Source organism: Mycolicibacterium sp. lyk4-40-TYG-92, assembly GCF_030209435.1.
In the GTDB taxonomy this organism is placed as follows: domain Bacteria; phylum Actinomycetota; class Actinomycetes; order Mycobacteriales; family Mycobacteriaceae; genus Mycobacterium.
Genome location: NZ_JARVRX010000007.1, coordinates 1 through 11,448, shown reverse-complemented (window position 1 = coordinate 11,448; position 11,448 = coordinate 1). Strand labels below are relative to the sequence as shown.

Sequence of the window (11,448 nt, the reverse complement as noted above, 5' to 3'; positions counted from 1 at the left end):
GTGACGACGCCTCGCCGCGTTGCCGGGGCCGACCGGTCAGCGCGGCACTGGGGTGGGAACGGGTTTGGTGCGCAACGGGTCTGCCCCGACTGGCACCAGCGGCACGGCCAGCACGGGGAACAGTGCGCACACCGCGAACGCCGCTGGGAACCCGAAGACTCCGATCAGGGCGCCGAATGCCGGCGGCACGATGCCTGCCGTCAGCAGTTGCGTCGTGTTCTGCACACCCAACGCCCGCCCGCTCCAGAACGGCCCGGCGATTTCGGCAATCGCGGTGAAGGACAACCCGTTATCGGTCACGGTCACCACCGACGCCACCACCATCACGAACACCGCCACCGGCCAGTGCAGGTAGTCGCACAGCGCCAGCAGGCCCATCGTGGCACCCGCCAGGACGGCGATGACCCGTACCGGATGCAGCCGCGAACCGGTCAGATCCGACCAGCGGCCGGCGCCGATTCGCCCAGCGGCACCGCATAATTGGGCCACCGTCACCATGGTGCCCGCCGCGCCGGCCGACCAACCGTGTGCTGTCATCAGCCACACCAACGAGAACGTCCACACCAGGCATTGCGGCACGACCAGCAGTACCGACACCGCATGGATGCGTGCCAGTACCGACGATCCGCGGTAGGGATTGGCCAGATCGGCTGCGGGAGCGGCGGATCGGTGCGGCCGGGGCGGATCGATGACCCCGATGACGGTCACCACGGCGGCGACCAGACAGGCGATCGCGGGGAACAACAGCGCGGCGGACACCCCTGCCGATTCGGCCAGTCGCGGAATCACCAAGGCGCCCAGCCCAACTCCCAACGGCTGCGCCGTCTGGCGGATACCCATGACCAGACCACGTTGCTCGGGTGGGAACCAGCCGACCACCAACCGGCCGCTGGCGGAATTGGAGCTCGCGGCCGCCATGCCGCCCAACAGCAGGAAGGCCCCGACCGCCACCAGCGAGTCGGCCCAGGCCGCGGCGAAGGCCGCGGCCGAGGTCAACAGCGAGCCCGCGGTCAGCACGAACCGCTCACCGACCCGGTCGACGACCCAGCCCCAGGCGATCAGCGTCAGCACCATGCCGAAGCTCGGCATGGCGGAGACCAGGCCCGCGCGTGACAGGTCCAGCCCGCGTTCGCCGTGCAGCGTCGGGATCAGGAAGGCGGCGCCGTTGATGAAGACGTTGGCGCACATCGTCGAACCGAGCGCGATCACCAGCATCGACCAGCGGCGGACGGCTGAGACATTGGTGGCCATGGCTTCATGGTGCCACCGTGGTTCTCAAGATATGAATCTGTTTCTCAATATATGAGAGGTCCTAGAGTTCGGGGCATGGCTCTGCGGGCGAACCTCTCACGTTTGACGGCGGTCTTCGCGGCCGGCTTGATGCTGGTGACGGCACCGATACCCACGGCAGCGGCAGCTGCGCCGGACTGGTCGGGCCTGGATGCGCGGGCATTCGCCGACCGGGTGCCGCGGCCGGGCGGTCTCATCCGGTCCGTCCCGCTGAACCCCGAGCTGTCGGTCGCCGCTGCGGCACGCGCCTACCGAATCCTGTATTCGACCACCGATCAACACAATTCGCCCGCGGTCAGTAGCGGCGCGGTGTTCGTGCCGCCCGGCGAGGCCCCGCCGGGCGGATGGCCCGTCATCGCCTGGGCGCACGGCACCGTCGGCCTCGGCGACGATTGCACGCCCTCGGCGCAGCCGCGGAGCGCGCGTGACAACAAATATCTGAGCCACTGGCTGACTGCGGGGTACGTCGTCGTCGGCTCCGACTACACGGGTCTGGGCACCCCGGGCCTCATGAGCTACCTCAACAGCGTCGCCACCGCGCACGCCATCATCGATTCGGTGATCGCCGCGCATCACCTGGACCTGCCGCTGTCACCGAAGTGGGCGCTGGTGGGGCAGTCCCAGGGTGGCGCGGCGGCGGTGGCGAGCGCGCGGTGGGCCACCGAGTTCAGCAAGGGGACGGGCTTGGACTACCGGGGCGTCGTGGCCACCGGCACGCCGGCGAACATCGATGACGTCGTCATCACCGCGGGTCCCGAGATGGTGCTGCCACCCGAGTTGGGATCCATCGCGTCGGCCTACACCGCGTACATCCTGGCGGCATTCCGCGAGCTCCGTCCGGACGTCAACAGCGTGCTCACCCCAGCGGGCCTGTCCGCCGCGGACAAGGCCGAAACCTTGTGCACGTTCCCGCTGAGCGACGCCCTGACCGGCTCGACGCCGCCGCAGTTCTTCTCCGCGCCGCTGGCCTCGCTACCTGACATGCGCGGAGCGCTGGCCGACTTCATGGGCACGCCGGTCGCCGGCTACGACCGGCCGATTTTCCTCGGGGTGGGCCTCAAGGACCGTGATGTGCCGCCGTCGTCGACGCTGAAGTTCGCCGATCAGCTCAAGGCCAACGGCCAGGACGTGACGCTGCACGTCTACCCCGAAGACGACCACTCCAGCACCGTGCTGACCTCGATGGCGGACTCCACCCCGTTCCTGCAAGCCCAGTTCGCGGGCTGACCAGCGGGCCTCACTAGGCTGGGCGGATGCGCCTAGGTCGAATTGCCAGTCCAGACGGCGTCGCTTTTGTGGTGATCGAGGGCGACCCGAACTCCGATGCGGTCTGCAAAGAAATCGCTGAGCAGTACCTGTCCCGCAACCCCACCTTCACCGGGCGCTCGTGGCCGCTGGCCGACGTCCGGCTGCTGGCGCCGATCCTGGCGAGCAAGGTGGTCTGCATGGGCAAGAACTACGCGGCACACGCCCGTGAGATGGGCAGCGAGCCGCCCGAGGACCCGGTGATCTTCCTCAAGCCCAACACCGCGATCATCGGACCGAACATCCCGATCCAGCTGCCCGCCGACGCCAACCCGGTGCACCACGAGGGTGAGCTGGCGGTGGTCATCGAACGTCCGGGCAAGGACATCCCGGCCGCCAAGGCCAAGGACTACATCCTCGGCTACACGATCGCCAACGACGTCTCGGCACGCGATCAGCAGAAGAAGGACGGCCAGTGGATGCGGGCCAAGGGGCACGACACGTTCTGCCCGGTCGGCCCGTGGATCGAGACCGCGGTGGACCCGGCCGATCTGGACATCCGCACCGAGGTGAACGGGGAGAAGCGGCAGGACAGCAACACCGCGCTGCTGCTGCACGACGTGGGCGCCATCATCGAATGGGTGTCGGCTGTCATGACGCTGCTGCCGGGCGACATCATCCTCACCGGAACCCCCGAAGGCGTCGGCCCCATCGAGGATGGCGATACCGTCAGCGTCACCGTCGACGGCATCGGCACCCTCACCAATCCTGTTGTGCGTAAAGGGAAATAACGTGACCACACCTGTCAGGGTTCGCTTCTGTCCGTCACCGACCGGCACGCCGCACGTCGGCCTGGTCCGCACCGCTCTGTTCAACTGGGCGTACGCGCGGCACACCGGCGGCGACTTCGTCTTCCGCATCGAGGACACCGATGCCGCGCGCGACAGCGAGGAGAGCTACAACGCCATCCTGGACGCGTTGCGCTGGCTCGGGCTGAACTGGGACGAGGGTCCCGAGGTCGGCGGCCCCTACGAGCCGTACCGCCAGTCGCAGCGCGGCGACCTCTACCGGGAGGTGATCGCGAAACTGCTTGCCGCGGGCGAGGTTTACGAGGCCTACTCGACGCCCGAAGAGGTCGAGGCCCGGCACCTCGCCGCGGGCCGCAACCCCAAGCTGGGTTACGACAACTACGACCGTGACCTCACGGCGGAGCAGAAGGCCGCGTTCGAGGCCGAAGGCCGAAAGCCGGTGCTGCGCCTCAAGATGCCGGACGCGGACATCACGTGGGTCGACCTGGTGCGTGGCGAGACGACCTTCGCCGCCGGCGTGGTGCCGGACTTCGCGATCACCCGCGCGAGCGGAGATCCGTTGTACACCTTGGTCAATCCGGTCGACGACGCGCTCATGAAGATCACCCACGTGCTGCGCGGCGAGGATCTGCTGCCCTCGACGCCGCGGCAGATCGCGCTGTACCAGGCGCTGATCCGGATCGGCGTCGCTGACGCGGTGCCCCAATTCGCTCACCTGCCAAGCGTTCTCGGTGACGGCAATAAGAAGCTGTCCAAACGCGACCCGCAGTCCAACCTGTTCCTGCACCGGGATCGCGGTTTCATCCCCGAGGGCCTGCTGAACTACCTGGCGCTGCTGGGCTGGGGCATTGCCGACGACAACGACATCTTCAGCCTCGACGAGATGGTGGCCGCGTTCGACGTTGCCGACGTCAACTCGAACCCGGCGCGATTCGACCAGAAGAAGGCCGACGCCATCAATGCCGAGCACATCCGCCGGTTGGCTCCGGACGACTTCGCCGCACGGCTCAAGTCGTACCTCGACGCACACGGCCACGACGCCACGTTGGACGCCTTGGGTTTCGCCGCGGCGGCCGAACTGATCCAGACGCGCATCGTCGTGCTCGGCGACGCGTGGGACCTCGTCAAGTTCTTCAACGACGACGCCTACGTGGTCGACGAGAAGTCGGCGGCGAAGGAACTGGGGCCCGCGGCTGCGGAGGTCCTGGACGCCACGCTGAGCGCCTTGGCGGGCGTCGGTGAGTGGAACACCGCCAACATCGAGGCCGCGCTCAAAGCGGCGCTGCTCGACGGCCTGGAACTCAAGCCGCGCAAGGCGTTCGGTCCCATCCGCGTCGCGGTGACCGGCGCGGCCGTCAGCCCGCCGCTGTTCGAATCGATGGAACTACTCGGGCGTGAGCGCAGTCTGGCGCGGTTGCAAGCGGCCCGAAACGGGCTGTGAGCGGGCGATTTAAAGACAGGGCCAACTGTTTGGTAGTCTGCTCGTCGGCCCGGAAAGCAGAAGCGGCGAACATCCGCTGAGGTTTCCCGGTCCGAAGATGCCCGTGACCTGCGGTTATGGGCATCAAGTGGGGTATGGTGTAATTGGCAACACAGCTGATTCTGGTTCAGCCATTCTAGGTTCGAGTCCTGGTACCCCAGCTGCCGGAGCGATTAGGTCAGCCAGCGCAACTGAGCTAAGCTATCGCACCGGAAGTTCTAGCCCCCGTCGTCTAGCGGCCTAGGACGCCGCCCTCTCACGGCGGTAGCGTGGGTTCGAATCCCATCGGGGGTACGTACGAACGCCGGACCTGACAACAGGTCCGGCGTTTTGTCTTTCTCGGGGTGTTACCTGCCGCCGGCGAGGAATCCGATGTCCCGCCGTCCGCGGCCCACCGACGGTTCCGGATCCGCGCCGAGGGTACGCGACAGCAGTTCGTGATAAACGTCACGGAAGTCGACCGTCGTCTTCAGGTCGCCGTCGGTGAGATCGGTCAGGCTCGGTACGTCGCCGTAGAACCCGCCCTTGACGGGCGTGCCCGCGACGAACACCGGGCCCGACGTGCCGTGGTCGGTGCCCTGCGAAGCGTTGGCAGCGACCCGCCGCCCGAATTCGGAGTACATCAGCACCACCACGTTGCGGCCGTACGGCGTGCCCTGGAGCTTGTGGAAGAACGGCGTCAGGGCGTCGTCGAGAGTCTTGAGCAACGCCTGCTGCGGGGCACGCTCGTCGGCGTGCGTATCGAAGCCCAGCAGCTGTGTCATGTACACCTGCGTGGGTACCCCGGCGCGGATGCAGCGCGCCACCAGTTCGAGGTCGTTGGCCAATTGGTTGTCGGCCTGGCCGATGGTCTGCAGCCGGCCGTTGATCACGGGCGCGAAGCGGCTGTTGGTGGAGTGGTTGGCCCGGTACGACTCGCACACCTGGCTCATTGCGGTGGTGTCGGTCGGGTCGTCGGCGCTGAGCGCGGCCAAGGTACGCGCGACATCGGCCGGGATGGCCGGCACGAAGTCCGAAAGCGATGCTGCGACGTGCTTTTGGCCGACCGCCAAGGGTGGCAGCACCGTACCGATGTTGACGGCCCGGATCGGATCGTCGCCGGTGGTGTCGAGCCAGCGGCCGATCCAGCCGCTGGTGACCGCGTCGACGGGGTTGGCGGTCTGCCAGATGTCCATGGAGCGGAAGTGGCTGCGGTCAGGCTTCGGGTAGCCGACACCGCGCACGATGGCGAGCTTGTCGGACTGCCACAGCTTCGACATACCGGTGAGCGCGGGATTGAGCCCGAATGCCGCGTCGAGATGCAGCACTTCCTCGGGCCTGTAGGCGAGTTCGGGGCGGGCATCGTGATAGGCGTTGTCCGCGTAGGGGATAACAGTGTTGAGGCCGTCGTTGCCGCCGTAGAGCGTGACGATCACCAGGATGCCCTGGTTGGTCTGCAGCGGGCGGTCCTGACTTTCACGGAGCAGGTCCGGCAGGGTCACCGCGGCGACACCGCCGAGCAGACCGGCGGCGCCGGCCCCGGCGCTGGCGATCAGGAACTTGCGGCGATTGAACTCGGGCATCGGGATCTCTTCAGGACGTCACGTACTCGGGGGTGATGACGGCCGCTGCCACCAGCCGGTGTGGATCGGAGACCAACGGTTTGAGCGCGGCCGCCGAGCGATCCGACCAGGCGCCGATGCCGAACAGGTAACCGACGCCGTCGATCCGCTCGCTCGAGGCCATCTTCTCGACGGCGCTGATGTCGCTGAGCGCCAGCAGCCGGTTCGCGGCCCACACCCGGGCGGCCGCGCTGTTGGTCGACAACCAGAGTTGCCCGCGCGGCCAGCCGCCGACGTCGGGCGGATAGAAGGGGCGCTGACCCATCACCCGGAGTACCTGGTCGAGGTCGGCGAGGACGTGTTCGTCGTCGAGGGGAACCGCGAGCGATCGGACGATGCCCATCAGCCATTCCACCGGGGTGCTGACGACAGTGCCGGCGGCCTTGGTGAATTCGGGATCGAGCACGACGGCCTTGGTGAGCGCCTTGAGATCCCGGTTCTGGCCATAGGCGGCGACCAGACGGCTGATGGTGTCGGGGGCGGCCGGCTGATCCGAAGCCAATAGGCGCCAGAGGGTTCCGGCGACGAACGCGGCGGACGCGGGCTGGCGCAGGACGATGTTGCAGAAGTCGGTATCGGTGAGGTTGCCGGTGACACCGAGCACGGTCTTGACGGACTCGTCGTGATGTTCGGCGTAGACGGCGGTGCTGCCGTCGGGCCGCAGATGCCGTCCGGTGAGGGTCTTGGCGCCCTCCTTCACGTCGATCTCTGTGTAGCCGTTGGCATGTCCCATCGTGAAGAGCTCCATGAACTCCCGGGACAGGTTCTCGTTGGGCGCCGCGGCGGTGTTCACGTCGCCGTCCAGCCAGTGCAGCATCGCGCCGTCCGTCAGCATGGCCCACGCGAGACTGCCGAAGTCGCCGAGTTTGAGGGTGCGCAGCTTCTCGTTCTGCTCACCCATCAGCTGCGCGGCGTTGACCTTCTCCGCCGACGTGGCAAAGTGGTTGTGCCACAACAACGTCAGCTTCTCGTGGATGGGCTGCTGCACCGCGGCCATACGGCGCAACCACCAGCCCGACAGTTCCTGCATACGTGCCACGAGTTCCTGGCCGAATGCGGCGATCTCGGTGGCCGAGGCGCCCGACGGCGGGTACTGCGGGATGGCGGATTTCGGCATCGGGGTCGCGACGGCACCCGGGTCGGCGTTCGGATCGAGGCTAAGCGCCCAGTCGAGATACGCCGCCCAGTCCTGCTTGACCACAGCGTCGACCTGGGCTCCGGTGGTTCCGAAGCCCGTGCGGCGCAGCATCCGTGCGGTTGCCAGCCACTGTGGTGGCTGCGACACGATGAAACCTACTTTCCTGCAGCGGTACGTCCCCGCCGGCGCTGCCGGGGCCACTTAGGAACTTAGGTGATCGGCGCCGCCGTCGTCACAGTATGCAGCGGATTCAAAGGGTTTGCTGGTTCGGTCAGAGCCGGCGGGTGAGCGCTTCGGCCGCGGCCAGCAGATCGCTCGCCCAGCGGACGCCGGGGCGCCGGCCCATCCGGTCGATCGGTCCCGAGACCGAGACGGCCGCGATCACCGCGCCGCGGTTGTCCCGCACCGGAGCCGAGACGCTCGCCACGCCTGGTTCACGTTCGGCGGCGCTCTGCGCCCAGCCGCGCCGGCGGACCTCGGCCAGGACCCGGTCGGTGAACTTCGCCGTCGGCAGCACCGCCTGCTGGGTCGCGGGATCGCTGTAGGCCAGCAGCACTTTGGCGCCGGAGCCGGCGGTCATCGGCAGACGGCTGCCGACCGGTACGGTGTCGCGCAGGCCCGACGGTGGTTCGAGGGCCATGACGCACACCCGGGCCATGCCTTCCCGGCGGTACAGCTGCACGCTCTCGCCGGTGATCTCGCGCAGCCGGGGGAGCACCGCGCCCGCCGCGCTCAGCAGCGGATCGTTGACCTGTCCGGCCAGCTCGGTCAGTGCCGGGCCGAGCCGCCACCGTCCTTCGTTGTCGCGCGCCAGAAGTCGGTGGACTTCGAGGCCCGCGGCCAGTCGGTGGGCGGTCGCCCGGGGCAGCCCGGTGCGGGCGCACAGTTCGGCCAGTCCACACGGTGACTCGGCCACTGAATGCAGCACACCCACCGCTTTGTCGAGGACGCCGATGCCGCTATCCTGTCTCACAGGGAGATACTAGCGTCTCGCATTGTGAGACGGTAGGTCAGGCTCCCGGGTCTCGCGGAAGGAACTGCACAGTCATGACGAACAAGCCACGCACCATGGCGGAGAAGGTCTGGGCGGACCATGTGGTGGTCGAGGGTGCCGGCGAGGGCGCGGCCCGCGAACCCGATCTCATCTATATAGATCTGCATCTGGTGCATGAGGTCACCAGCCCGCAGGCATTCGACGGTCTGCGTCTGGCCGGTCGTCCCGTGCATCGCCCCGACCTCACCATCGCGACCGAGGACCACAACGTCCCCACCATCGACATCGACAAGCCGATCGCGGATCCCGTGTCGCGCACCCAGGTCGAGACGCTGCGGCGCAACTGTGCGGAATTCGGCATCCGCCTCCACCCGATGGGCGACGCGCAACAGGGCATCGTGCACATCATCGGACCGCAGCTGGGTCTGACCCAGCCCGGCATGACGGTGGTGTGCGGTGACAGTCACACCTCGACGCACGGTGCCTTCGGCGCGATCGCGATGGGCATCGGCACGTCCGAGGTCGAGCATGTGCTGGCGACCCAGACGTTGCCGCTCAAGCCGTTCAAGACCATGGCGATCAATGTCGACGGCGAACTGCCGCCGGGCGTCAGTGCCAAGGACATCATCCTCGCGGTGATCGCCAAGATCGGTACCGGCGGCGGTCAGGGCCACGTCATCGAATACCGCGGCAGCGCCATCGAATCGCTGTCGATGGAAGGTCGCATGACGATCTGCAACATGAGCATCGAAGCGGGTGCCCGGGCTGGCATGGTGGCGCCCGACGAGACGACGTTCGAGTTCCTCAAGGGCCGTCCGCATGCGCCGCAAGGGGCGGATTGGGACGCGGCTGTGGCGGCGTGGACGGCGTTACGTACTGACGAGGGTGCCGAATTCGACACCGAGGTGCACATCGACGCGGCCGCCCTGAGCCCGTTCGTCACGTGGGGCACCAACCCCGGACAGGGCGTGCCGCTGTCCGCGAATGTGCCGGACCCAGAACAGATGTTCGATGAGGGCGACCGGTTGGCCGCCGAAAAGGCGTTGGCCTACATGGACCTTCGGGCCAATACGCCCATGCGGGATATCGCCGTGGACACCGTGTTCGTCGGTTCCTGCACCAACGGCCGGATCGAAGATCTGCGGGTGGTGGCCGACGTGCTGCGTGGCCGCAAGGTCGCCGACGGCGTGCGGATGCTGGTGGTTCCCGGGTCCATGGCGGTGCGCGCACAGGCCGAATCCGAGGGTCTGGGAGAGGTTTTCACGGCCGCAGGCGCCGAATGGCGGCAGGCCGGCTGCTCGATGTGTCTGGGCATGAACCCCGATCAGCTGGCTCCGGGGGAGCGCAGCGCCTCGACATCCAACCGGAATTTCGAAGGCCGCCAAGGCAAGGGCGGCCGCACCCACCTGGTGTCTCCCGCTGTCGCCGCTGCCACCGCGGTGCGCGGAACCCTGTCCTCACCCGCTGATCTGAGCTAGGAGCGCACTGCAATGGAGGCTTTCCACACCCACACCGGAATCGGCGTTCCGCTGCGCCGGTCGAATGTCGACACCGACCAGATCATCCCGGCGGTGTACCTGAAGCGGGTCACCCGAACGGGTTTCGAGGACGGACTGTTCGCCGGCTGGCGCACCGATCCGTCGTTCATCCTCAACCTGCCGCCGTTCGACCGGGGCTCGGTTCTGGTGGCCGGCCCTGATTTCGGCACCGGCTCGTCGCGCGAGCACGCGGTGTGGGCCTTGATGGATTACGGATTCCGGGTCGTCATCTCGTCGCGTTTCGCAGATATTTTTCGGGGAAATTCTGGCAAGGCCGGATTGCTCGCCGCGGAGGTGGCGCAGGACGATGTCGAGCTCCTCTGGAAGCTCATCGAGCAGAATCCGGGGCTGGAAATCACTGTGAATCTTCAAGATCGGAATTTGACCGCGGGAACGGTCGTGCTGCCCTTCAAGATTGACGATTACACCGCATGGCGGCTGCTCGAAGGTCTTGACGATATAGGCCTTACGCTGCGGAAACGCGACGAGATCGAGGCCTTTGAGCAGCGCCGGCCGAGCTACAAACCGCGCACTCTGCCGGCCTGAGGAAGGGGCTTCGCAGGTCCCGTCAGCGGGCCTGCGGAGCAATTTCGGCACTCGGGCGCAGCTCGAATCCCTGCCCCCGCAACCAGGTTTCGAAACCTCTCAACCACCTCCCAAGTGGGCCAACCGGATTGCCGAATTTCGTCATAGCTATGCCCGAAACCGGGCGTGGCTCTTGGAAATCGGCGGGTACTGGGTTTACCGTGTGCATTAGTCGGTCCACCCAGGGCCACTGAAATCGGAGGTTTTGGATGAACAAAGCAGAACTCATCGATGCCCTGACAGAGAAGTTGGGCACCGATCGTCGTCAGGCCACTGCGGCCGTCGAGCACATCGTGGACACCATCGTGCGCGCCGTGCACAAGGGTGAGAGCGTCACGATCACCGGCTTCGGCGTCTTCGAGCAGCGTCGCCGCGCCGCCCGCGTCGCGCGCAACCCGCGCACCGGCGAGACCGTCAAGGTGAAGCCGACGTCGGTTCCGGCTTTCCGTCCGGGCGCTCAGTTCAAGGCCGTTGTTGCTGGCCAGCAGCGTCTTTCGGCTGACGGCCCCGCCGTGAAGCGCGGCGCCACCGCAGCTCCGGCCAAGCGCGGCGCTGCCAAGAAGGCCGCTCCCGCCAAGAAGGCCGCTCCCGCCAAGAAGGCTGCCGCCACCAAGGCTCCGGCCAAGAAGGCTGCGGCTCCGGCCAAGAAGGCTGCGGCTCCGGCCAAGAAGGCTGCACCGGCGAAGAAGGCTGCGGCTCCGGCCAAGAAGGCCGCGGCTCCGGCCAAGAAGGCTGCACCGGCGAAGAAGGCTGCGGCTCCGGCCAAGA

Annotated in this window: 10 protein-coding genes and 2 tRNA genes; 8 read left to right on the top strand and 4 right to left on the bottom strand. The window is 67.2% G+C overall.

What is annotated here, in order from left to right:
* Positions 1-36: 36 nt before the first annotated feature.
* Positions 37-1,251 carry an MFS transporter gene (locus QRN63_RS12335; RefSeq protein ID WP_285031009.1) on the bottom strand — a complete coding sequence of 405 codons (1,215 nt, stop codon included), beginning with the start codon at positions 1,249-1,251 and terminating at the stop codon, positions 37-39.
* 75 nt (positions 1,252-1,326) lie between these two features.
* On the opposite strand from QRN63_RS12335, the gene QRN63_RS12330 reads away from it, so the two are divergent.
* The 5 genes from QRN63_RS12330 (at position 1,327) to QRN63_RS12310 (ending at position 5,118) form a co-directional block, all read left to right on the top strand.
* On the top strand, positions 1,327-2,517 hold the full coding sequence (locus QRN63_RS12330) for an alpha/beta hydrolase family protein (protein ID WP_502888122.1): 1,191 nt from the start codon (positions 1,327-1,329) through the stop codon (positions 2,515-2,517).
* Between the two features lie 26 nt (positions 2,518-2,543).
* On the top strand, positions 2,544-3,326 hold the full coding sequence (locus QRN63_RS12325; protein WP_285031008.1) for a fumarylacetoacetate hydrolase family protein: 783 nt from the start codon (positions 2,544-2,546) through the stop codon (positions 3,324-3,326).
* A gap of 1 nt (position 3,327) precedes the next feature.
* Positions 3,328-4,785: a glutamate--tRNA ligase gene (gene gltX / locus QRN63_RS12320; RefSeq protein ID WP_285031007.1), complete on the top strand. Its 1,458-nt coding sequence runs from the start codon at positions 3,328-3,330 to the stop codon at positions 4,783-4,785.
* Positions 4,786-4,913: 128 nt separating this feature from the next.
* Positions 4,914-4,985, top strand: a tRNA-Gln gene (locus tag QRN63_RS12315).
* Positions 4,986-5,045: 60 nt separating this feature from the next.
* Positions 5,046-5,118 (top strand) — tRNA-Glu (locus tag QRN63_RS12310).
* A 53-nt stretch (positions 5,119-5,171) separates the two neighbouring features.
* On the opposite strand, the gene QRN63_RS12305 is transcribed toward QRN63_RS12310, so the two are convergent.
* The 3 genes from QRN63_RS12305 to QRN63_RS12295 all read right to left on the bottom strand — a co-directional run bounded on the left by QRN63_RS12305 (position 5,172) and on the right by QRN63_RS12295 (position 8,536).
* Positions 5,172-6,386, bottom strand: a complete 1,215-nt coding sequence (locus tag QRN63_RS12305; protein WP_285031003.1) for a DUF1501 domain-containing protein — start codon at positions 6,384-6,386, stop codon at positions 5,172-5,174.
* A 10-nt stretch (positions 6,387-6,396) separates the two neighbouring features.
* A complete protein-coding gene (locus tag QRN63_RS12300) occupies positions 6,397-7,710 on the bottom strand; it encodes a DUF1800 domain-containing protein (RefSeq protein WP_323848806.1) in 1,314 nt (437 codons plus the stop codon).
* A gap of 124 nt (positions 7,711-7,834) precedes the next feature.
* The gene (locus QRN63_RS12295; protein ID WP_267316889.1) at positions 7,835-8,536 is read right to left on the bottom strand and encodes an IclR family transcriptional regulator; all 702 of its coding nucleotides are present in this window, start codon (positions 8,534-8,536) and stop codon (positions 7,835-7,837) included.
* A 74-nt stretch (positions 8,537-8,610) separates the two neighbouring features.
* Between QRN63_RS12295 and leuC the strand changes: the two genes are divergently transcribed.
* The 3 genes from leuC to QRN63_RS12280 form a co-directional block, all read left to right on the top strand.
* A complete protein-coding gene (gene leuC / locus QRN63_RS12290; RefSeq protein WP_285031002.1) occupies positions 8,611-10,035 on the top strand; it encodes a 3-isopropylmalate dehydratase large subunit in 1,425 nt (474 codons plus the stop codon).
* Between the two features lie 12 nt (positions 10,036-10,047).
* Positions 10,048-10,641, top strand: a complete 594-nt coding sequence (gene leuD / locus QRN63_RS12285; RefSeq protein WP_064860460.1) for a 3-isopropylmalate dehydratase small subunit — start codon at positions 10,048-10,050, stop codon at positions 10,639-10,641.
* Between the two features lie 248 nt (positions 10,642-10,889).
* Positions 10,890-11,448 (top strand): HU family DNA-binding protein (locus QRN63_RS12280; RefSeq protein WP_285031000.1); only part of this gene is annotated, 559 nt, incomplete at its 3' end.

Excerpts from the sequence above, each read along its gene's own strand:
- QRN63_RS12335 (WP_285031009.1), bottom strand. The coding sequence starts at position 1,251 with ATGGCCACCAATGTCTCAGCCGTCCGCCGCTGGTCGATGCTGGTGATC.
- leuD (WP_064860460.1), top strand. The coding sequence starts at position 10,048 with ATGGAGGCTTTCCACACCCACACCGGAATCGGCGTTCCGCTGCGCCGG.
- QRN63_RS12305 (WP_285031003.1), bottom strand. The coding sequence starts at position 6,386 with ATGCCCGAGTTCAATCGCCGCAAGTTCCTGATCGCCAGCGCCGGGGCC.
- QRN63_RS12330 (WP_502888122.1), top strand. The coding sequence starts at position 1,327 with ATGGCTCTGCGGGCGAACCTCTCACGTTTGACGGCGGTCTTCGCGGCC.
- QRN63_RS12325 (WP_285031008.1), top strand. The coding sequence starts at position 2,544 with ATGCGCCTAGGTCGAATTGCCAGTCCAGACGGCGTCGCTTTTGTGGTG.
- leuC (WP_285031002.1), top strand. The coding sequence starts at position 8,611 with ATGACGAACAAGCCACGCACCATGGCGGAGAAGGTCTGGGCGGACCAT.